Annotated in this window: 20 protein-coding genes; 14 read left to right on the forward strand and 6 right to left on the reverse strand. The window is 60.2% G+C overall.

The features are described 5' to 3' along the window. Positions 1-24 precede the first annotated feature (24 nt). Positions 25-1830, forward strand: coding sequence for an acyl-CoA dehydrogenase (locus E2F43_RS08770; protein WP_133211751.1), 1806 nt, complete (start codon positions 25-27; stop codon positions 1828-1830). A gap of 117 nt (positions 1831-1947) precedes the next feature. Here E2F43_RS08770 and E2F43_RS08780 read toward each other — a convergent pair whose 3' ends face one another. The 4 genes from E2F43_RS08780 to E2F43_RS08795 form a co-directional block, all read right to left on the reverse strand. Beyond that, entirely contained in the window at positions 1948-2532 is a 585-nt protein-coding gene (locus E2F43_RS08780; RefSeq protein ID WP_238946819.1) for a retropepsin-like aspartic protease family protein, read from the reverse strand. After that, positions 2495-3340, reverse strand: coding sequence for a glutathione-dependent disulfide-bond oxidoreductase (gene yghU, locus E2F43_RS08785; protein WP_133211753.1), 846 nt, complete (start codon positions 3338-3340; stop codon positions 2495-2497). Before yghU ends, E2F43_RS08780 begins: the two co-directional genes overlap by 38 nt. Beyond that, positions 3337-4161, reverse strand: coding sequence for a crotonase/enoyl-CoA hydratase family protein (locus E2F43_RS08790; protein WP_133211755.1), 825 nt, complete (start codon positions 4159-4161; stop codon positions 3337-3339). The genes yghU and E2F43_RS08790 overlap by 4 nt, the downstream gene beginning before the upstream one ends. Positions 4162-4230: 69 nt before the next feature. Beyond that, complete coding sequence (locus E2F43_RS08795) at positions 4231-5109, reverse strand: LysR family transcriptional regulator (RefSeq protein WP_133211757.1); 879 nt, start codon at positions 5107-5109, stop codon at positions 4231-4233. Between the two features lie 123 nt (positions 5110-5232). Between E2F43_RS08795 and E2F43_RS08800 the strand changes: the two genes are divergently transcribed. The 11 genes from E2F43_RS08800 to E2F43_RS08850 all read left to right on the forward strand — a co-directional run bounded on the left by E2F43_RS08800 (position 5233) and on the right by E2F43_RS08850 (position 17391). Continuing rightward, complete coding sequence (locus E2F43_RS08800) at positions 5233-6339, forward strand: S-(hydroxymethyl)glutathione dehydrogenase/class III alcohol dehydrogenase (RefSeq protein WP_133211759.1); 1107 nt, start codon at positions 5233-5235, stop codon at positions 6337-6339. Positions 6340-6350: 11 nt separating this feature from the next. Next, positions 6351-7184, forward strand: coding sequence for an S-formylglutathione hydrolase (fghA, locus tag E2F43_RS08805; protein ID WP_133211761.1), 834 nt, complete (start codon positions 6351-6353; stop codon positions 7182-7184). A gap of 75 nt (positions 7185-7259) precedes the next feature. Continuing rightward, positions 7260-7733 (forward strand): NAD(P)H-dependent oxidoreductase subunit E, encoded by a 474-nt coding sequence (locus tag E2F43_RS08810; RefSeq protein ID WP_238946820.1) that lies wholly within the window; start codon positions 7260-7262, stop codon positions 7731-7733. Next, on the forward strand, positions 7730-9259 hold the full coding sequence (locus E2F43_RS08815) for a formate dehydrogenase beta subunit (RefSeq protein WP_133211763.1): 1530 nt from the start codon (positions 7730-7732) through the stop codon (positions 9257-9259). The genes E2F43_RS08810 and E2F43_RS08815 overlap by 4 nt, the downstream gene beginning before the upstream one ends. Before the next feature lie 14 nt (positions 9260-9273). Continuing rightward, positions 9274-12123: a formate dehydrogenase subunit alpha gene (gene fdhF / locus E2F43_RS08820; RefSeq protein WP_133211765.1), complete on the forward strand. Its 2850-nt coding sequence runs from the start codon at positions 9274-9276 to the stop codon at positions 12121-12123. Further along, complete coding sequence (gene fdhD / locus E2F43_RS08825; RefSeq protein ID WP_133211767.1) at positions 12116-12922, forward strand: formate dehydrogenase accessory sulfurtransferase FdhD; 807 nt, start codon at positions 12116-12118, stop codon at positions 12920-12922. The genes fdhF and fdhD overlap by 8 nt, the downstream gene beginning before the upstream one ends. Then, complete coding sequence (locus E2F43_RS08830) at positions 12919-13161, forward strand: formate dehydrogenase subunit delta (RefSeq protein ID WP_133211769.1); 243 nt, start codon at positions 12919-12921, stop codon at positions 13159-13161. The genes fdhD and E2F43_RS08830 overlap by 4 nt, the downstream gene beginning before the upstream one ends. Further along, complete coding sequence (locus tag E2F43_RS08835) at positions 13158-13883, forward strand: SIMPL domain-containing protein (protein WP_133211771.1); 726 nt, start codon at positions 13158-13160, stop codon at positions 13881-13883. Before E2F43_RS08830 ends, E2F43_RS08835 begins: the two co-directional genes overlap by 4 nt. Before the next feature lie 62 nt (positions 13884-13945). Then, positions 13946-15427: a glutamate-cysteine ligase family protein gene (locus E2F43_RS08840; RefSeq protein WP_133211773.1), complete on the forward strand. Its 1482-nt coding sequence runs from the start codon at positions 13946-13948 to the stop codon at positions 15425-15427. Then, positions 15424-16458, forward strand: a complete 1035-nt coding sequence (locus E2F43_RS08845) for a M14 family metallopeptidase (RefSeq protein ID WP_238946821.1) — start codon at positions 15424-15426, stop codon at positions 16456-16458. The genes E2F43_RS08840 and E2F43_RS08845 overlap by 4 nt, the downstream gene beginning before the upstream one ends. A gap of 18 nt (positions 16459-16476) precedes the next feature. Continuing rightward, the gene (locus E2F43_RS08850) at positions 16477-17391 is read left to right on the forward strand and encodes a TIGR03564 family F420-dependent LLM class oxidoreductase (protein ID WP_133211775.1); all 915 of its coding nucleotides are present in this window, start codon (positions 16477-16479) and stop codon (positions 17389-17391) included. A gap of 18 nt (positions 17392-17409) precedes the next feature. Here the strand turns inward: E2F43_RS08850 and E2F43_RS08855 are convergent, their stop codons facing one another. Beyond that, positions 17410-17628 carry a hypothetical protein gene (locus tag E2F43_RS08855; protein ID WP_133211777.1) on the reverse strand — a complete coding sequence of 73 codons (219 nt, stop codon included), beginning with the start codon at positions 17626-17628 and terminating at the stop codon, positions 17410-17412. Positions 17629-17934: 306 nt separating this feature from the next. Here E2F43_RS08855 and E2F43_RS08860 point away from each other — a divergent pair, with 306 nt between their 5' ends. Next, on the forward strand, positions 17935-18459 hold the full coding sequence (locus tag E2F43_RS08860) for a winged helix-turn-helix transcriptional regulator (protein ID WP_133211779.1): 525 nt from the start codon (positions 17935-17937) through the stop codon (positions 18457-18459). Between the two features lie 192 nt (positions 18460-18651). Beyond that, positions 18652-20904 (forward strand): TonB-dependent receptor, encoded by a 2253-nt coding sequence (locus E2F43_RS08865; protein ID WP_133211781.1) that lies wholly within the window; start codon positions 18652-18654, stop codon positions 20902-20904. A gap of 62 nt (positions 20905-20966) precedes the next feature. On the opposite strand, the gene E2F43_RS08870 is transcribed toward E2F43_RS08865, so the two are convergent. Beyond that, positions 20967-22241: an O-acetylhomoserine aminocarboxypropyltransferase/cysteine synthase family protein gene (locus E2F43_RS08870; protein ID WP_133211783.1), complete on the reverse strand. Its 1275-nt coding sequence runs from the start codon at positions 22239-22241 to the stop codon at positions 20967-20969. Between the last annotated feature and the right edge of the window lie 39 nt (positions 22242-22280).

A 22280-nucleotide genomic window follows, 5' to 3' on the forward strand; every position in this document is an offset into this window, starting at 1 on the left:
TTGATAACAGGAGCTAGTTAAGCCATGCCTGCACCGCTTTTAGATCGCCGAGATCTTGAGTTCATGCTGTACGAGGTTTTCGACGTGGAGTCGCAGCTGACCCGGGAACGTTATAGCGACCACAACCGTGAAACCATTGATGCGGCCATTGATGTGGCCCAGGCCATTGCCGAGAAGTACTTCCTGCCGATTCGGCGGAAGGTGGATACCCATCAACCGGAATTTGATGGCGAGAAAGTGCAGATGATCCCCGAGATCAAGGTTGCGCTCGATGCGGTGATTGAGGCGGGACTGGCTTCTCCTGGCGCCGACTACGAGGTTGGCGGCATGCAACTGCCCGCATTGGCCAGCGCCGTAACCGGGGCATACCTCAATGCTGCGGCCAGTACGACCATGGGCTATATCGGCTTGACCAACGCCAATGCCAACCTGATCGACGCCCACGGGACCGAGGAGCAAAAGGCCAAGTGGGTAGTGCCGCAACGCAGTGGACGCTTTGCCGGGACCATGGCAATGAGCGAACCCGGCGCAGGTTCCAGCCTCTCGGACCTCACCACTACCGCTATTCCCCAGGACGATGGCAGCTACCGTATTACTGGCAACAAGATCTGGATTTCCGGTGGCGATCACGAACTCAACGAGAATATCGTTCACCTGGTGCTGGCGCGGGTCAAGGGTGCTCCCAAGGGGGTCAAAGGCATTTCCCTGTTCATCGTTCCCAAGTTCCTGGTCAACGACGATGGCAGTCTCGGTGAACGCAACGACGTGACACTGGCCGGCTTGTTCCACAAGATGGGCGGTCGCGGGCAGACGTCCACAGCGCTGAATTTCGGTGAGAAGGGCGGCGCGGTCGGCTACCTGGTGGGCGAGGAAAACCGCGGCCTGATGTATATGTTCCATATGATGAACGCAGCGCGGATTATGGTTGGCAGCGGCGCGGCACTGATGGCGCTTGCCGGCTACCAGTACTCACTGGACTACGCAAAGGAACGTCCGCAGGGACGCCTGCCTTCCGCCAAGGATCCGATGTCGCCACCCGTCAATATTATCGAACACGCAGACGTCAAGCGCATGCTGTTGGCCCAGAAAGCCTATGCCGAAGGTGCCTACGCCCTGTGTTTGTTGGGCACCCGGTTGGCCGATGACGAGCGCACTGCACCCACAGAAGAAGAGCGGGCGCAGGCGCACGAACTGCTGGATTTCCTGACCCCGATCATCAAGACCTGGCCGTCGGAATACGGCCCCAGGGCGAATTCCCTGGCGATCCAGGTGCTGGGTGGTTCGGGCTATGTGAACGAGCACCCGGTGGAAATGATGTACCGGGACAATCGCTTGAACCCGATTCACGAGGGCACCACCGGTATACAGTCACTGGACCTGCTGGCCCGGAAGGTGCCGCAGAACAACCTGGCGGGTTATACAGCCTGCCTGCTCGCCATTGGCACGGCGATCGAGGATGCCAGGGCTTATCCGGAACTGGACGACTACGCCGGGCAACTGGCGGCTTCGGTCGCAACGCTCAAACAGGTTACCGAGTTCCTGCTCAGCGCCATGGTGGAAAAGGATATCGACCTGGTACTGGCCAACTCGGTGAAATACCTGGACCTGTTCGGCCACGTGGTCATCGCCTGGATGTGGCTGAAGCAGGCGACCGTTGCGGCGGCGGCACTGGCCGGCGAACCGCACGAGGCCGATGCCAGTTTCTATCGCGGCAAGATACAGGCCATGCGCTATTTCTTCCGCTACGAGCTGCCGGAAACCGAGGTGTGGGCAGCACTGCTGCTGCAGCTGGACGACACCTGCAAGAACATGGAGAACGACTGGTTCTGACATCGACTGTGGCGGCCCTGCCGCTGGCAAGTACACCTGCCGGCTGGCGGAACCGGAGCAGATCGCCCATCTGCGGGTGCGTCATTTTGACGGTGCCGACAGTTGGGCGTACCTGGACTAGGGATATTGCCGCAGAATCAGGGTGTCGCCACGCTGGGTGAAATCGATGTGTTTCAGGAACGACATACCCAGCAGGATTTCATCCATCAGCAGCCCTGGGGCGATGCCCGCCTGCACATTGCGCAGCTCAATGTCGCCTACCGCCACGCTGTCCAGCACTGCAGCGTAGCTGGTAGAAACACCGTTGGCGGTCTGGGTGCGGTAGGGGCGTCCCCGGGACAGTTGCAGCCGCCGGGCCACCGCCTCGGGAATGGCCACGCCGGTTGCGCCGGTATCCAGCATAAACGTCACCGGTTTGCCATTAATGCTCCCTGCGGTGACATAATGGCCAAAGCGATTGCGCTGCAGCACCACTTCGCGCACGCCCTCCGCCAAGTAACGCGTTTCCAACTGCTGGTTGGGGTTGAACTGTTTTTCCAGCACGTCACCGAAGAACATCACGCCAAAGCCGAGTAATACCACCCAGGCCATGATCATCATGCCCAGGCCCATGCGTTTCTGTTCCCTGATTGGCTCCGGTGTCGTCACGTTCAGGCCATAGCGGTCAGTCGAGGTCGCTGGCGGCGTGGCGCTCGGGCACACGCAGTTCCTCCGGTCCCCAGACCCGGTTAACCCGCTCACCGCGCTGCACGGCAGGGCGGGCGGCAATGTTCTCCGCCCAGGCCCTGACATGCGTGTAGCTGTCGACCTGCAGGAATTCCTGGGCGTCATAAATTTCACCGGTCACCAGCACGCCATACCAGGGGTAGACCGCCATGTCGGCGACACTGTACTCCTCGCCCGCCAGGTAGGGGGCTTCGGCCAGGCGCTGATCGAGCACATCCAGCTGGCGCTTGACCTCCATGGTGTAACGGTTGATGGGATACTCGTATTTTTCAGGGGCGTAGGCGTAGAAATGCCCGAACCCGCCGCCCAGGAAGGGCGTACTGCCCATCTGCCAGAACAGCCAGGACAGGCACTCTGCCCTCGCCTGGGGGTCCGCGGGCAGGAAAGCGTCAAATTTTTCCGCAAGATACATCAGGATGGCGCCGGACTCGAAGACCCGGGTAGGGGGAGTGGTGCTGTGGTCCACCATGGCAGGAATTTTGGAGTTGGGGTTGGCGGCGACAAAACCACTGCTGAACTGGTCACCCTCGGTAATGTTTACCAGCCATGCATCGTATTCTGCCTCGTGCTTGCCCAGCGCCAGCAATTCCTCCAGCATGACCGTGACCTTGACCCCGTTGGGCGTCGCCAGGGAATATAACTGGAGCGGGTGTTGCCCTACCGGCAAGGCCTTGTCGTGAGTCGCGCCGGCGACGGGGCGGTTGATATGGGCGAAGCGGCCGCCGTTCTCGGCATCCCAGGTCCAGACCCGCGGTGGGGAGTAGCTGCTGCCATTACTGCTCATACGTTGTCTATGTCCTCAAAGGTGTCAATGTGTCTGGGTGCATAGTTCCCGGGCCGTCCCTCCATTCCCGCCATGACGGATTCCATCTGGTTGGCTTTGGCAATGATACGTGCCTGCAGCTTTTCCTCGACCCGGAGACCCTCGATATCGCTCCCGTGCCAGGTATTGTCCAGCAAATACTTGCCGCAGGTGATGGCGTCCGGGCTGCGACCGGCGATATCGGATGCCAGGTTGAGGGCGGCGGCAACCGGATCCTCATCCAGTCGCGTCACCAGCCCCAGGCTGGCTGCCTCGGTACCCTCTACGACCCGGCCAGTGAAGGTGAGTTCCTTGGCAACATCCAGTCGCACCAGGTCACGCAGGGTTTGCGAAGCGGACATGTCGGGAATCAGCCCCCACTTGATTTCCATAACCGAGAGCTTGCTGCTTGGCTGGGCGATGCGGATGTCGGCTGCCATGGCGATCTGGAAACCGCCTCCGTAAGCCACTCCGTGCAGGGCGCAGATGACCGGCACCGGCACGGACTTCCACACGTAGGCGGGCGACTGGTAGTAGTTGGGCCAGAAGCCGCCTTTACCGGGGCCGAAGAAATCACCGTCGACGTCAAAGCCGGCAAAGTTCTCCAGATCAAGGCCGGCGCAGAAACCGCGCCCCTCACCCGACAGTACGACCGCGCGCACATCCTTGTTGCGGGACATCTCCTGCCCGGCTGCCGTGATGGCATCGAACATCGGCCAGTTGAGGGCGTTCATTTTTTCCGGACGGTTGAGCCGGACGTGGGCGACGTGGTCGTTGATATCGATAGTGACCAGTTCAGACATGGATGTTCCCCGCAGGTGGTGATAGCAAAGACATTGAGTATACAGCTTCGGCAGCAGTGTGTTCAGTGCTTACTCGGCGAATCTGTCCGCCAGAAAATTCACGAACAGGCGAACCTTGGCCGACAGGTGGCGGTTGTGTGGATATACCGCCCAGACGCCGGTGTCGGTCGGGTTGTTCCCCTCCAGCACCGGGATCAGTTTTCCCGCCCGGAGGTCCTCCGCCAGGTAGAAACTCGGCAATTGCACCAGCCCCAGCCCCGTCCGGGCGGCGTGGAGCAGCGCACGACCATTGTTTGAGCGCCAGTTGCCGCTCACCCGCAGGTCCTGGTGGCGGCCGTTTTCCTGAAAGCGCCAGGTGTCGAGGGTGCCCAGCAGGCAGTTATGGTTGGTGAGCGCGTGAATGGTGCCGGGGGTGCCATTGCGCCTGAGGTAATCCGGCGCTGCACAGGTAAGCAGTTTGCGGCTGCTGATCCTGCGGGCGATCAACGAGGAGTCCTTCAGCGTGCCGGCGCGAATGGCGAGGTCATACCCCTCCGAGATCAGGTCTCGCAGTCGGTTGCTGAAGTGAAGCTCCACCGACAGGTCGCCGTGTTGGGACATGAAATCCAGCGCCGCCGGGGCGACAAAGTCCTCGCCAAAAGCCCCGGCGACAGTCACCCGCAGAATACCGCGGGGTCGCGCTTGCAGATCCAGTACCGCCTGCTCGGCCTCTTCCAGGTTGTCGAGGATTTGCCGGCATTGCAGGTAAAACGCCCGGCCGGCATCGGTGGTGGATACCTTGCGGGTGGTGCGAAGCAACAGCTGTGCGTCAAGGCGATTTTCCAGCGCGTTGATCTGCCGGCTGACGTGTGAGCGCGACACCCCGAGATCCTCTGCCGCCCGGGTGAAGCTGCCCAGCCGTACGACGCGTTCAAAGGCTTCTATACTTTCCCAGCGGTGGGTTGCCATAAGGTCTTCCTTATTGTTGCTGTTGTGCAACAGTGAGGTGCAAGTCTGGGGGTTTATCCTGCCTATGGTAGCTAATTACACTGGCGTTTTGAAACATTGACCGGTAAGGCGGGGGAGATCCTGATGAAAACACGTGCTGCTGTGGCCTTTGAGGCGGGCAAACCACTAGAAATATGTGATGTCGACCTGGAGGGTCCCCGGGCGGGCGAGGTCCTGGTGGAAATCAAGGCAACCGGCGTCTGTCACACCGATGCCTTCACCCTGTCCGGTGACGATCCGGAAGGTGCATTTCCTGCCATCCTCGGTCACGAGGGCGCCGGCGTGGTGGTGGACGTGGGACCCGGCGTGTCGTCCCTGAAGCCCGGCGACCATGTCATTCCGCTCTACACGCCGGAATGCCGTGAGTGCGACTTCTGCCTGCACCCGAAGACCAACCTCTGCCAGTCCATTCGTGAAACCCAGGGCCGGGGGGTCATGCCGGACGGCAGCAGTCGCTTTTCCCTGGACGGGAAGCCGATTCTCCATTACATGGGCTGCTCCACCTTTGCCAATCACACGGTGATGCCGGAGATCGCCCTTGCCAGGGTGCGCGAGGACGCGCCCTTCGACAAGATCTGCTACATCGGCTGTGGCGTAACCACGGGCATTGGCGCAGTGGCCTTCACCATGAAAGTGGAACCGGGATCAACGGTCGCCGTCTGGGGACTTGGCGGTATTGGCCTGAACGTGATCCAGGGAGCAAAGATGGTGGGCGCCTCGCGCATTATCGGTGTCGATATCAACCCGGATAAAGTGGCGCTGGCGAAAAAGTTCGGCATGACCGACTTCGTCAATCCGAAGGAAGTGGACGACGTGGTCGGTCACCTGGTGGAGATCACCGGCGGCGGGCTGGACTATACCTTTGAGTGTATCGGCAACGTGAACACCATGCGCCAGGCCCTGGAAGCCTGTCACAAGGGCTGGGGAGAGAGCTGCATTATCGGCGTTGCCGGTGCCGGCCAGGAAATCTCCACCCGGCCGTTCCAGCTGGTCACCGGGCGCAGCTGGAAAGGCACGGCATTCGGTGGCGCCCGCGGCCGCACCGATGTCCCCAAAATTGTCGACTGGTACATGGATGGGCGTATCAACATCGATGACCTGATTACCCACACCATGCCGCTTGATGACATCAACAAGGCCTTCGACCTGATGCACGCGGGGGAAAGTATCCGCTCCGTGGTGTTGTACTGAGGCGCTTGGCAATGGAAAAAATCGCTGAAAACCGCTGCTTCGGCGGCCGTCAACTGCGCTACCAGCACCGGTCGGCCGTGTTGGACTGCGACATGACGTTCTCCGTCTACCTGCCGCCACAGGCGGCGCAGGGCAAGGTACCTGTGCTCTACTGGCTGTCGGGCCTCACCTGTACGGATGAAAACTTTGTGACCAAGGCCGGCGCCCAGCGCTATGCGGCAGAGCATGGTATTGCCGTGGTGGCACCGGACACCAGTCCACGTGGCGGGGACGTACCGGACGATCCCCAGGGCGCCTGGGATTTCGGTCTTGGAGCGGGCTTTTACGTCAACGCCACCGAGGACCCCTGGGCAAAGCACTATCACATGTATGACTATGTGGTCAGCGAATTGCCGTCGCTGGTGGCCGATGCGTGTCCCGTCGACGCCTCGCGGACGGCGATTTCCGGACATTCCATGGGCGGTCATGGCGCTTTCACTATCGCCCTGAAAAACCCCGGACGATTCCGCTCTGTCTCGGCGTTCTCGCCCATCTGTTCGCCGCTGGCCTGCCCCTGGGGCGAGAAGGCCCTGGGTAATTACCTGGGTGATGACCGGGACGCCTGGGCGGCTCACGACAGCTGCGCATTGATGCGCACCGCCGAGGAAAAACTGCCGGCGCTGGTGGACCAGGGAGATGCCGATAACTTCCTCCAGGAGCAGCTCAAGCCGCAATTGCTGGCGCAGGCGGCAAGCAGTGCGGGCTATCCACTGGAATTGAGAATGCAGCCTGGTTACGACCACAGCTACTTTTTTATCGCCAGTTTTATCGGTGATCACATCGCCTTCCACGCCGCCCACCTCTGAGTTCAGCGGGAGCCTGACGGCTCCGCCATTTTAGGCCATACTCACAGCACCCGACTGGCGGTAAGCGAGGCATCATTGGAAACTGAAAGACTGCTGGCCCAGTTGCTGTGCCAGTACCAGGATACCCCCGGGGGATTGCTCCCCCTGTTGCAGGACATCCAGGAGGACCTGGGCTATATACCCCCGGAGTCGATCCCCGGCATCGCCGAGGTGATGAACCTGTCGGCGGCGGAAGTGCACGGGGTGGTCAGCTTCTATCACGATTTCAGTACCAGGCCGGGTGCGCGGCACTCCCTGCAGGTGTGCGCGGCTGAATCCTGCCAGGCAAGCGGTGGCCTGGAGCTGGAACAGGTGGCCCGGGATGCCCTGGGGGTGAACTTCGGCGAGGTGACAGACGATGGGGCCGTGGAGCTGAAAAAGGTCTACTGTCTTGGCAACTGCGCCTGCTCACCGTCGGTACGGATCGACAACGAAACCTATGCCAGGCTGGATGCCGGCCGATTGAGGGCGCTGATCGCCGGGTTGCGGACCACGGAGGAGAGGGGATGAACACCCGTTACCTGGTGCCCCGAGATACCACGGCAATCGCGGTTGGCGCCAACGGCGTGGCCGACGCAGTGCGCACCGCACTCGCTGCCCGGGGAGACGAAGCCACCCTGGTTCGCAATGGTTCCCGGGGCGCTTTCTGGCTCGAGCCGCTGCTGGAGATCGAGCGGGATGGACAGCGTGTCGGCTTTGGGCCGGTGGACGCCGCTGAGGTACCTGAGATACTGGCGATGGATGTTGCCCGCTGGCCGCGCCATTCCCGTTACCTGGGAAAACTGGAGGAACATCCCTGGTTTGCCGGCCAGACGCGGCTGACATTTGCCCGCGCCGGGTTGGATGACCCCCTGTGCCTGGAGTCTTATCTCGCCCGCCATGGCTTCGACGGCCTGGAGCATGCGCTGCATCTTCCCCCTGAGGATATCGTTGATGAAATCACCCGATCCGGCCTGCGGGGCCGGGGCGGCGCGGCCTTCCCGGCCGGCATCAAGTGGCAAACCGTGCTCGAAGCGCCGGGCAGTGAGAAGTACATTGCCTGCAATGCCGACGAGGGTGACTCGGGAACCTTCGCCGATCGCCTGTTAATGGAAGCCGACCCCTACCAGTTGATCGAGGGGATGATTATTGCCGGTCTCGCAGTGGGAGCGCAGCAGGGCTATATCTACCTGCGCTCGGAGTACCCCCATACCTGGGAGGTGCTGCACACTGCTATTGGCAAGGCGGAGGCCGCCGGTTATCTCGGTGACAACATTGGTGAAACCGACCACTGCTTCCATCTTGAATTGCGCCAGGGAGCCGGTGCCTACATCTGTGGTGAGGAAACTGCCATGCTGGAAAGCCTGGAGGGGCGCCGGGGTGTGGTGCGGGCAAAACCACCACTGCCGGCAATCCAGGGCCTGTTCGGCAAGCCCACGGTAGTCAACAACGTGCTTACCCTGGCTGCGGCCGCCACCGTCATGGCCGATGGTGCCGAGGCCTACGCCGCCCTCGGCCAGGGCCGATCGCGGGGCACGCTGACCCTGCAACTGGCGGGTAATGTACGCCAGGGTGGACTGGTTGAAATACCTTACGGCGTGACACTGCGAGAGGTGCTCGACTGTTATGCGGGAGGCACCCGTTCCGGCAGGCCAATGCGTGCCATCCAGGTCGGTGGACCGCTGGGGGCCTACCTGCATGAATCCCTGTGGGACACCCCGCTGGATTACGAGGCCTTCGCGGCGGCCGGCGGTATGCTGGGCCACGGGGGTGTTGTGGTGTTTGACGATACCGTGGACATGGCTCGGCAGGCCCGTTTCGCCATGGCTTTCTGCGCTGAGGAGTCCTGCGGCAAATGCACACCCTGCAGGCTGGGCTCGGTGCGGGGAACTGAAGTGATAGACAAAATCATCGCCCGCGATTCCGTCGCTGCCAACCTCAGCCTGCTGGAGGATTTGTGTGACACCATGGAAATGGGGTCCCTCTGTGCCATGGGCGGAATGACCCCGCAACCGGTGCGCAGTGCCCTGACATATTTTCCGGAGGATTTCGCCTGAGGCGGGAGAGCGTTATGTTGCATTACTACGAACCCGAACAGGATTACGGCACTCCGCCCGTCGAATCGAGCGAGAGCGTGAGCCTGAGCATCGACGGCGTGACCCTGGCGGTGCCCGCAGGCACCTCGGTTATGCGGGCTGCCGCCCTGGCCGGTATCAAGGTGCCCAGACTCTGCGCCACAGATTCGCTGGAGGCTTTCGGATCCTGCCGCCTCTGCCTGGTGGAAATAGATGGCCGTAAAGGGTATCCCGCCTCCTGCACCACGCCGGTGGAAGACGGTATGGCGGTGCGCACGCAGACACCGGAACTGGCTAAACTGCGTCGCGGGGTCATGGAACTCTATATCTCCGACCATCCACTGGATTGCCTCACCTGTCCCACCAACGGTGATTGCGAGCTACAGGACACCGCCGGTGAGGTTGGCCTGCGGGAAGTGCGCTACGGTTTTGATGGCGCCAACCATCTCGCCGCCGAAAAAGACCAGTCCAATCCCTATTTCACCTTCGATCCCGCCAAGTGCATTGTCTGTTCCCGCTGCGTGCGCGCCTGTGAGGAGACCCAGGGCACCTTTGCCCTGACCATCGAGGGCCGCGGCTTCGATTCCAGAGTCAGTGCCGGTGGTGTCGACTTCCTGGATTCCGAGTGCGTTTCCTGCGGTGCCTGTGTCAGTGCCTGTCCCACCGCTACCCTCACTGAAAACAGTATTATCGAGCAGGGCATTCCGGAGCATTCGGTGATTACCACCTGTGCTTACTGCGGCGTTGGCTGCGGCTTTCGCGCCGAGGTCAAGGGCGAGCAGGTGGTGCGCATGACACCCTGGAAGGCCGGCAAGGCCAACGAAGGGCACGCCTGCGTCAAGGGCCGTTTTGCCTTTGGCTATGCCACCCACCCCGACCGTATTACCGCGCCCATGATCCGGGAACATATCGATGAGCCCTGGCGGCGGGTGAGTTGGGACGAAGCGGTCAATTTCGCCGCGGATAAATTTCGCGCCATTCAGGCGAAGTACGGGCGCAACAGTATCGGCGCCATCAGCTCCAGCCGCTGTACGAACGAGGAAGTGTACCTGGTGCAGAAACTGGTGCGGGCGGGTTTTGGTAATAACAACGTCGATACCTGCGCCCGGGTCTGTCATTCACCCACCGGGTTTGGCCTCAAGACCACCCTCGGGGAGTCGGCTGGCACCCAGGCCTTCGCCTCGGTGGAAAAAACCGATGTGGCCATCATCATGGGCGCCAATCCTACCGAGGCGCACCCCGTCTTTGGGTCGCGCCTGAAGCAACGCTTGCGCCAGGGCGCCAGGCTGATTGTTATCGACCCACGCAGGATAGAACTGGTGAACGCGCCGCATATCCGCGCCGATTACCACCTGCCGGTCAACCCCGGGGCCAATGTCGCGGTGCTCAATGCCATGGCGCACGTTATCCTCACCGAGAACCTGCACGACGTTGAATTCATCGAAAGCCGCTGTGAAAAGACTCCGTTCGAAGAGTGGAAAGCCTTTATCGCCGACCCCGCGCAGTCACCGGAGGCGCTGCAGCAGGCGACCGGTGTCGACCCTGTGCTGCTGCGGGAGGCAGCCCGGCTGTATGCCACCGCCGGCAACGGTGCTATTTATTACGGACTGGGGGTGACCGAACACAGCCAGGGTTCCACCGCGGTCATGGGTATAGCCAACCTGGCCATGCTGACGGGCAATCTGGGGCGTGAAGGCGTGGGGGTCAATCCCATGCGCGGTCAGAACAATGTGCAGGGTTCCTGCGATATGGGCTCCTTCCCCCACGAATTACCGGGCTACCGTCATGTCTCTGATGCCGCGACCCGTGCCCTGTTCGAATCCGCCTGGCAGGTGGAACTGGATCCCGAGCCGGGCATGCGCATCCCCAACATGTTCGACGCGGCTGTGGACGGTGAGTTTCGCGGTCTCTACTGCCAGGGCGAGGATGTGGCCCAGTCGGATCCCAATACCCAGCATATCGAAGCTGCCCTCGGCGCGCTGGACTGTCTGGTAGTGCAGGACATTTTTCTCAACGAAACCGCGAAGTTCGCCCACGTATTTTTGCCGGGTGCTTCTTTCCTGGAAAAGGATGGCACGTTCATCAACGCCGAACGGCGTATTTCCCGGGTCCGCAAGGTGATGACACCGCTGGCGGGCAAGGCCGACTGGGAGGCAACCATTGCTTTCGCCAGGGCACTGGGCTGTGCCATGGACTACGGCCATCCGGCGGAAATAATGGATGAGATAGCCAGGCTGACACCCACCTTCGAGGGTGTCAGCTACGCACTGCTGGATGAGTTGGGCAGTATCCAGTGGCCCTGCAATGAACGCGCACCCAGGGGTACGCCGACCATGCACGTGAACGCATTTGTTCGCGGCGAGGGGTATTTCGCGGTGACCGAGTATGTCCCAACCGACGAGCGGGCCAATCGTCGCTTCCCGCTGTTGCTGACCACCGGTCGCATTCTCAGCCAGTACAATGTCGGGGCCCAGACCCGGCGCACTCCCAACAGCACCTGGCATGAACAGGATGTACTGGAAATTCACCATCACGACGCCCAGGAACGCGGCATTAACGACGGCGACTGGGTCGGTATCCAGAGTCGGGTGGGCACCACGGTTCTGCGCGCGAAAATTTCCGACCGGGTCAGGCCGGGGGTGATTTACACCACCTTCCATCACCCGGTATCCGGTGCCAATGTGGTGACCACGGACAGTTCAGACTGGGCCACCAATTGTCCAGAGTACAAGGTCACCGCAGTGCAGGCCACCCGGGTCAGTGAACCATCGGCCTGGCAGGCAAGGCAGCAGCAATTTGATCAGCGCCAGCGCCAGTTGCTTGTCGAGGCCACGATGGATGCCTGAAGCCACCGTCAGCCTGCCGCGCACGGTCTGGCAGCAGGGCAAACTGTCGCGGGACACCGACGCTGTGGTCCAGGAAGCGCCGGTCGCCCTGGTATACAACGGCATCTCGCACGCGGTAATGATGGCGACCCCGGCGAATCTGGCCGACCTGGCCCTGGGGTTCAGCTTGTCAGAGCGCATTCTGCGTGACCCGGGGCAGCTGATCGGCCTGGAAGTCATAGAGCGGGAGCAGGGCCTGGAACTGGTCATGGAGATCACTGCCGAGCCCTTCGCACAATTGAAGCGGCGTCGGCGCAGCCTCACCGGGCGCACCGGCTGTGGCCTCTGCGGGGTGGAATCCCTGGCCCAGGCCATTGCTGCCCCGGAGGTCATCCAGGCGGATATCCGGCTCGAGCCCGGTGCGCTGCAGCGCGCCCTGGACGGATTGGGCGCGGTACAGCAACTACGCTCGCTGACCGGTGGTGTGCACGGTGCCGCCTGGTGCGACAGCCTTGGTGATATACGGCTGATGCGGGAAGATGTGGGCCGCCACAATGCGCTGGACAAGTTGCTTGGCGCCATGGCGCTACAGGACTGCGATAGATCCGGCTTTGTGTTGCTCACCAGTCGCCTGAGTTACGAAATGGTGGCCAAGGCGGCCGCCTGTAACATACCGGTGCTGGCCGCGGTCTCGGCCCCGACGGCGCTGGCGGTAGAACAGGCCAGGCAGGCGGGCATTTCCCTGGTTGGCTTCGTGCAGCCCGGGCGCCAGGTCGTGTACTGTGGCGAGCAGAGAATTTCGGGAACGGCGAATCGATGACAGGGCAGCAGATCGACCATCTTGTGACAATGGCCAACCAGATCGCGCTGAACTTTGGTGAGCAGCGCAATCTAAACGAGGCAGCGCGCAGAACTGCAGAACACCTGCAGAAATTCTGGACCCCTGCCATGCGTCAGCAGTTGGCAGCCTACGCGCAAGCGGGCGGCGACGGACTTTCGCCGGCCGTTTCACTGCTGCTTGAACAGCAGCGCAGCCATGAAAGGAGCATTCACTCATGAACAAGATTCTAAATCCGGTCGTCGTCGCGCTTGCCGCGACGGCCCTGCTTTTGCTGTCATTGACCGCACAAGCGGATAGTCCCCCTCCCCATATCAGGGTGTCGGGCCAGGCTGAGGCCAGCTTGGCGCCGGATATGGCGACCCTGCAGTTGACAGTGATGCGCGAGGCCGCCACCGCCAGAGATGCCCTGGACCAGAATTCCGCAGCCATGGCCGAGGTGGTCGCGGCGATGCGGGCGGCGGGAATCGCCGAGAAAGACCTGCAAACCCGTGATTTTTCGATTCAGCCACGCTATACCTACCCCAAGCCGCGTAACGAACACCCGCCTCAACTGGTCGGCTATACGGTGCGCAACAGCCTGCAGGTGAAAGTGCGCGATCTCGGCAAACTGGGCTCGCTGCTGGACGAGTCTGTCACCCTGGGAGTCAACGAGGGCGGTAGTGTCCAGTTTGGCAACGAAGACCCGTCGGCCGCTCTCGCCGATGCCCGGACCCGCGCAGTGGAGGATGCCATCGCCAAGGCCCGGACCATGGCCGAGGCGGCAGGCGTCAAGTTGGGCAGGGTGCTGGTGCTATCGGACCAGATGCATGTGCCCATGCCGCAGCATTACCGCCTGGAACGGGCCATGGCTGCGGACGCCGTGGCCGGCGCAGTGCCGGTCATGGCGGGAGAAAACAGTTACCGGGTTGTGGTCCAGGTCAGTTACGCTATTGAGCAGTAGCCGCCTGTAACGACGATCTATATCAAGAAACCTGGCGCGTGAGCGGGCCACAATAGGCAGCTATGGGCATAGACATCAACCAGATAGAGTTTTCCGCGCAGGACGTCGACGCGTTTTCCGCGAGTCTGGAGGAAAACCTCAACGCACTTTACCAGTTGCTGGAGCGTCCGGGATTTGGTCAGGGCAGGGGTTCGATCGGCGCCGAACTAGAAATGTACCTGGTAGATGATCGGGGACTGCCCCTATACGCCAACCAGGAAATCCTGCAGGAATCCGGCGATCCTTCGCTGACGCTGGAACTGAACCGCTATAATCTGGAGTTCAATCTGCCGCCGTTCAGCCTGGATCAAAGTCCCTTTGAATCCACAGAGCAGGCCATACTCGAGCGGCTTGACAGGCTCGGCAAAGTCGCCGCCCGGCGCGGCGGCCGGGTGGTGCCCATTGGCATCCTGCCGACACTGCGCGATACCGATTTTGGTGCACACTGTGTCACTGACCGCCGTCGCTACCATGCTCTGGTGCGGCAGCTGATCAAGCGGCGGGGTGACAATTTCAGTATCGATATCGATGGTGCAGAGCCGCTGAAGATGGTGATGAAAGACATCACCCTGGAAGGGGCCAACACCTCTTTCCAGGTGCATTATCGAGTCGCCCCCGATGCCTTTGCGGATACCTTTAACGCGGTTCAGCTGGTTACGCCGCTGGCCCTGGCCCTGGGGGCCAATTCCCCGGGTATTTTCGGGCATAGCCTGTGGGATGAGACCCGCATACCCCTGTTCAAGCAGTCTATCGACACCCGGCATGTTGATCCCTACAGCTGGAATGAACCCGCCCGGGTTAATTTCGGCCAGGGATGGGCGCGCCGTGGTGCCGAGGAATTGTTTCGTGAGGTGGTGCGTATTTACCCGCCCCTGCTGCCGCTGTGCAACCGCAGCACCGCTGCCGAGGAAATGGCCTCGGGGAAGGCTCCCTCATTGGCGGAATTGCGCCTGCACCAGAGTACCGTCTGGTTGTGGAATCGCCCTATTTACGACGATGCCGACAATGGTCATCTACGGATTGAAATGCGCGCCCTGCCAGCGGGGCCGACCCCGGTGGATATGGTGGCCAATGCGGCGTTCCTGATCGGTGCGGCCGAGGGCCTGCGGCCGGTGATCGAGCAACTGCTGCCGGCAATCCCTTTTCGCAACGCTGAATACAACTTCTATCGAGCAGCCCAGTACGGACTCGATGCCCGGCTGGTCTGGCCGGAAATGCACCAGGCCGGCTACCGGGAGCAGCCCATTGTCGACATTATCCTGCGCATGCTTCCGGTTGCCAGGGCAGGACTGGAGTCTATCGGTATAGGGCACAGCGAAATAGAACATTACCTGGGTATCATGGAAGAGCGTCTGCACAAGCGCCAGTCGGGTGCGGTTTGGCAGCGGCAGAAATTGGCGAAGCTGAGACAGCAGATGCCGACCAGGGAGGCGTTACATGCCTTGCTGGAGGACTTTATTGAACACAGTGGGAAAAATGTTCCCGTAGCCCGGTGGTCAGTGTGAGAAGGTTCAAGTTCGTCAGGGATCCCCGGTCGTCCGAACTTGGCAATAATGTGGTCGAGTTTCTGCGCTGGATGGATGGCCCTACCTGTATTCTGTTACAGGGGAAGGACAGCAGTCGCACCCGGGCCATGGTCACCCTGTTACACGGTAATGAGCCCTCGGGAGCTATCGCCCTGCATCGTTACCTGCGAAACGGCTGTCGTCCGGCGGTCAATGTTGTCTGCGTCGTGGCGTCTGTCGGTGCAGCCCTGGAGCCGCCGTTGTTCAGCCATAGAATGTTACCCCGGGCGCGGGACCTCAATCGCTGTTTTCGGCCGCCCTTCGACGACGCCCAGGGCGTGTTGGCAGAAGAGATCCTGGAAATTTTGCGCTTACACGCCCCCGAGGCCGTCGTCGATATGCACAACACCTCCGGCACCGGTCCCGCTTTCGGGGTTTGTACCTTCATGGATCGGCATCACGAGGCGCTGGTCTCCCTGTTTACCCAGCGGCTGATCATCTCCAGTCTCGGCCTGGGGGCGTTGATGGAAATCAGCGAGGAGACCTGCCCAACGGTTACCGTGGAGGTGGGTGGTCGCCTGGACGAGGAGGCCCACGCACTGGCTTACGAGGGTCTCTGTCGCTTCTTTGAGGCCCCGGAAGTGCTGTCCCCCGGCGACACCGACTGGGGCCTGGAGTTACTGCAGGATCCGATCCGTCTGGAGCTCAAGGACAATGTGACCCTGACCTACGCCGACGCGCCCTGCGACAACTACGACATCACCCTCAGGCCGGACATAGAACACCACAATTTTGGCGGCGTCAGTACGGACACTTTGCTCGGCTGGGCCAGGGCCGAGGCTCAGCAACTGTTTACGGCCCAGGATGCCGGTGGTCGCTGCGCGGTGTCGCGTCTCGTGCGTGTCTCCGACGGCAGGCTTTACCCGGCCCAGCCGCTGAAGCTTTTCATGATTACCAACAACGCCGCCATAGCCCACTCGGACTGCCTGTTCTATGCTGTAGCAGACGATGGATCCACCATTTGTGCCTGATCATTTGAGGAGTATCTTATGCGTATTGGCCTGTTTTCCGGGACCCACCCCCAGCTCAACCACGACCTGCAGGCGCTGGCCAGTTTCGCCCGGGAAGCGGAAAGGCGGGGGTTTGACAGTGTCTGGGTACCTAATATTTTCAGTCTCGACGCCATAGGCGCCTGCGCCATTGCCGGCTGGGAGACCGATCATATCGAGTTGGGGACGGCTGTGACCCCGACCTATCCCCGTCATCCGGGCGCCATGGCCCAGCAGGCAATGACGACCCAGGCCGCCTGTGGCGGGCGCTTTACCCTGGGTATTGGCCTGTCACACCAAATGGTGATCGAGGGCATGTACGGTCTGTCCTACGACAAACCAGCGCGGCACATGGCGGAATACCTGCAGGTACTGGTGCCCCTGTTGCGGGGCGAGGCGACGGCGTTTGAGGGCGAGCAGCTCACCGGGAAGATGCAGCTGGACCTGCCAGCGGTCGAACCGGTGCCCCTGCTGCTGGCCGCACTGGGACCGGCGATGCTCAAGCTTGCCGGCACCATGGCTCACGGCACCACGACCTGGATGACGGGCCCGAAAACCATTGCCGAATATATTGCGCCTTCGATTTCGGCGGCAGCTGAGGAGGCCGGACATGCCGCGCCGCGAATCGTCTGCGGCCTGCCCATTTGCCTGACAGATGATGTAGACGGTGCCAGGGAAATGATAGCCAAAACCCTGGAGATCTACGGGATGTTGCCTTCCTACCGGGCCATGCTCGACAGGGAAGGGGTAGCGGGGCCGGCAGAGCTGGCCCTGGTGGGTGATGAGAGTACGCTGCGAGCCGACGTGCAGCGACTGCGCGATGCCGGGGTGACCGATTTCAATGCCGCGGTGATCGCTCACGGGGACAGTGACAACGGCATCCTCGACCTGCTGCAGTCTGAATTACCCGCCTAGTGCGGTAAGCGTTCGTAACTAACCCGGGTCGTCCCGGGTGTTGGCCGGGGAGGGGCGTTTGAATAGCTTGTACCACAGGCGCCGGGGTCGCTGCCTGTTAACCCGGTGCGCCGCCGGCTGCCCATGCTGCCGGTACCATTCCAGCCACTCATAGGGCGTCAGTGTGTTCGGAGGTTCGCCTGCAAGCGCCCTCCGCAGGGACGAGGCCTGAAGTGAACTGTCTTGTTCAGGCTTCATTTTCCAGATCCCATACACAGCGCGAGGCGGCGGAACATTTGTCATCCGCAGCGTTGTCCTCCGGAAGCAGGTGGCGGAGGGGGCTGAGCGGGGTGGTCCTGATCCGTTCCCAATGGGCAATGATGTACCTGATCATGTCGTCGTCCTCTGGTGTTTCGGGGTTGTTACGTCGCTCTGCCCGGGCTGGATGTTTGCTGTCCGCAAGGTGTCCATGGCGAAGTCATATACGGACCAGGTTATCGCCTCGTTCCAATTTGGACGTATTGTGCTAAATTGATGCGCATAACGATTAACAGGGATTAACACATGCGCTGGGACGACATAGACAAGCAGGTGTGCTCGGTAGCGCGGTCACTGTCCGTAGTAGGCGAGCGCTGGACCATGCTGATTATTCGCGATGCCTTCCTCGGTACCCGGCGTTTCGACCAGTTCCAGAGTAATCTCGGTATCACCCGTCATCGTTTGTCCGAGCGTCTCTGCAAATTGGTGGATGCCGGTGTGTTGGTCAAGGTGCCCTACAACGATCGCCCGGTTCGTTATGAATACAGGCTGACCCGCAAGGGGTTGGGCCTGTACCCGGTGCTGATGAGTCTTGCGCGCTGGGGCGACGAGTGGATGGATAAGGGGCAGGGCGCCCCGCTGGAATACGTTCACCAGAAATGTGGCAATAATACCCGTCCCACGCTCACCTGCAGCGAGTGCAACGAGCCGCTGCGCCCGGAGGAGGTAACGCCTCGCCTGGGCCCTGCGCTGGATGAACTGGCCCAGCAATTGTCTGCCGAAGGTGAATCGTTAGCGGATATTCCACCCCTGCTCAGGCGCTCCATGTAACGCAAGTTTCCGTGGTTTGGCGCCTATTCATCGTTTTTGACCCATTAGCGTCAAACTATTGCTATGAAATAGTTACACGCGGTTTTGCTAGAAAATTGGCCATACCGTTATAGAATTTCTGCTGTGAATCAACAACAAAAGCCACCATCACAACCAAAACCACAAAGAATGCCCACCGTGGGGAGTACCGCAATGCACCAGGTTAAAAAAGCAGCGATGGCTGCATCCGTTCTGTCCGTTCTGTCAACCGGCGCCTCCGCCCAGCTGGAGGAAGTCGTGGTTACCGCTTCCAAGCGGGTGGAGAGTCTGCAGGACGTTTCCATGAGTATCTCGGCGATTTCAGGTGAGAGTATCACTCGCCTGGGCGCAACAGACTTCAATGATATCGCTACCACCGTGCCGTCGCTGTCACTGCGCAGCGCCGGTCCAGGTCGTACCAAGCTGAATATTCGCGGTATTTCGGCTGCGACCGGTGTGGCGCCGACTGTGAGTTTCTACCTGGATGAAATGCCCATACAAACCATCTCCTCCGGTTCATCGACTTCCTTCCAGCAGACAATCATAGATCCCAAATTGTATGACCTGGAGCGGGTAGAAGTGTTGCGTGGGCCCCAGGGGACCCTTTATGGATCCAGTTCCATGGGTGGCACCGTGCGCCTGATCACCCAGAAGCCGCTGGTGGGTGAGAACGAGGGGAGCGTCAACCTGGACGTGTCTGACACCGACGAGGGCGGTTTCAACTACATCGTCAACGGTATGTACAACGCGGGTGTGGGTGACAATGGCGCCCTGCGCATTGTCGGTTCCTACACCGACCGCGATGGTTATATAGACAGGATGGATCGCGATTCAGCCGTCACCTACGATGAAGACGTCAATAATGAAGAGAGCACGACCCTGCGCGTGGCTTATCGCCACGAGTTTGGCGATGCCTATATTCAGCCCTTTGTCTTTTACCAGAAGACAGAAATGGATGGAAAACCCAGTTACGACGGTCCTCACAGTGAGTTTGAACAGGTTCGCGAATTTGATGCTCCAGAACCCTACGAGGACGAATTCACCATGGCCAACCTGACCTACGGTCAGGATTTCGGCAGCGTCAGCCTGCTTGCCAGCCTGTCAAACATTGACCGTGAATTTACCAATGTGGAAGATATCACTGATCCCACGTTCGCGATTTTTGGTTATGTTATCGATGCGGTATACGCCGATGAAAAGGTGGAGTTGGACGATACAACCTTTGAAGCTCGCCTGACTTCCAATAGCGAAGACGCATTGACCTGGCTGGGTGGTGTTTACTACAAAGATTCAGAGGCCGATGCGGGTTATCGCATGCAACGTGGTTTCGATCCTGCAATCAACGAGTATGGTCTGGCCAACACGCAGGACCTGCGGACCTATGAAGAAATTGCCGTCTTCGGTGAACTGGGATACGACATCACCGAGCGTTTCAATATCACCGCAGGTCTTCGTTACCTGGATTATGACTACGAGCAGTTTAAGGAGGACTGGGGTTGGGCGTTCACCGGTGGTGATCGCGATACTGCCAATGAGTTGGATCTCTCCATCAGCGACGACGATGTGAACGGAAAGCTGACGGCCACTTACCACTTTACCGATGTCAGCCAATTCTACGGCACCTGGTCTACGGGTTCCCGTCCCGGTGGAGGCAACCGCACCGTTCCCCGCAGTGAAGACCCCGCCAACTCAGTGGCCTATGCCTGTGACCAGGATCTCAAGGCCCTGGGTATTTCAGGCAGCCCCGATTCCTATGAGGGTGATGAGGTGACTAACTACGAGTTGGGCTGGAAGAGCGACCTTACGGAGAATATTCGCTTCAATGGTGCTTTTTACCTGATGGAGTGGGAAGACATCCAGCAGAACATCACCACTAGTGGTGAGTGTGGCGTAAACTTCACTGCAAACCTTGGCGAAGCTGAATCCAAGGGTGTTGAGCTGGAGTTGGTCACGTTGCTGACGGATAACTTTACACTTTCGGCGGCCACTGGTTACACCGATGCTGTGTTCAAGGAGACTGTTGAATCGGCAGGTATTTCCAAAGATGACAAGCTGGCGGACGTGCCTGAATGGACTGTAAACGTCACTCTGGATTACATCATCCCGGTCTCATACGGCGAGTATTTCGTGGTGTTTAACTATAACTGGGTTGACGACACCCTCGAATTGCCTGGCAAGGCTTCATCGGATGTATCCGGGAACGGCATCATCTCCGGCAACGTCAAGCCCAGCTACGAAATCATGGATCTTCGCCTTGGTTTCGCCAGCGACAATAACTGGGAAGCATTACTGTATGTGGATAATCTGGCTGACGAAGAGGCGATCTATACCTACAGTGATGCACTTGCCTTTAACATTGGCGCCTATGACCGCACCGTGCGCAATCGTCCACGTACCATCGGTGCTTCCTTCACTTACAACTTCTAAGTGACCGATAACAAAAAAGCCCGGCATTTTAGCCGGGCCTTTTTGTTATCAAGATACGCGAGTCACTTTGCTGCCGCCAGCGCCTGCTCAATATCGGCAATAATATCGTCGATATGCTCAATACCCACTGAGATACGCACCATATCTTCACTGACACCGGCGGAAGCCAGTTCTTCCGGGTTAAGTTGCCTGTGGGTGGTGCTGGCAGGGTGGCAGGCCAGTGACTTGGCGTCACCTATGTTGACCAGGCGCAGAATCATCTGCAGTGCATCGATGAACCTCGCGCCGGCCTCTGCGCCACCTTCAATGCCAAAGCTGAGTATCCCCGCCGCCTTGCCGTCGCATATCTTCTTGCAGGTCTCACGGTAGGGGCTGTCCTTGAGACCCGCGTAGTTGACCCATGTCACCTGTGGGTGGACCTGCAGGTACTTGGCCACCTTCTTGGCATTCTTGCAGTGCTGTTTCATTCGCAGGGACAGGGTTTCCAGGCCCTGCATGATAAGGAATGCATTGTGCGGAGACAGTGCGGCACCGGTGTTGCGCAAGGGAACCACCCGGCAGCGGCCGATAAAGGCAGCATCGCCGAAGCCCTCCGTGTAAACCACGCCGTGGTAGGAGGGGTCGGGAGTCGTCATGACAGAAAAACGCTCCGGATGCGCGGCCCAGTCAAATCTACCCGAGTCGACGATGGCGCCACCGATAGTGGTGCCGTGGCCACCGATGTACTTGGTCAGCGAGTGCACCACGATGTCAGCGCCGTAGTCGAAGGCGCGGCAGAGCAGGGGGGTGGCCACGGTGTTGTCGACGATCAGCGGCACACCGGCCTCATGGGCGATCTCTGCCCAGATCTCGATGTCGACAACATTACCCGCGGGATTACCGATAGACTCGCAGAACAGCGCCCGTGTGTTTTCGTCGATGAGTGAACGCACCCGATCGAAATCTTCCGCGTCGGCAAATCGGGTCTCCAGGCCCTGGCGTGGAAAGGTGTGAGCAAAGAGGTTATAGGTGCCGCCGTACAGCTGGGACGTGCTGACGATGTTGCAACCCACCTCGGCGATTGCCTCGATGGCATAGCGAATGGCAGCCATACCGGAGGCGACAGCGAGTGCGCCAACACCGCCCTCGAGTTCCGCCAGCCGCGCCTCCAGCACTGCATTGGTGGGATTCATGATGCGGCTGTAGATGTTACCGGGCACCGCGAGGTTGAACAGATCTGCCCCGTGCTGGGTATTGTCGAAGGTGAATGAAGTGGTCTGGTAGATGGGGGTGGTAGCTGCATGGGTTGTCGGGTCGCCGTCGTAGCCGGCGTGCAGCGCAATGGTTTCTGGTTTCATGATTATCCTTGTGGTCTGTTGGCCAGGGTCAGGAGAGCT

It is taken from the genome of Seongchinamella unica (assembly GCF_004354085.1).
Classification (GTDB): domain Bacteria; phylum Pseudomonadota; class Gammaproteobacteria; order Pseudomonadales; family Halieaceae; genus Halioglobus; species Halioglobus unicus.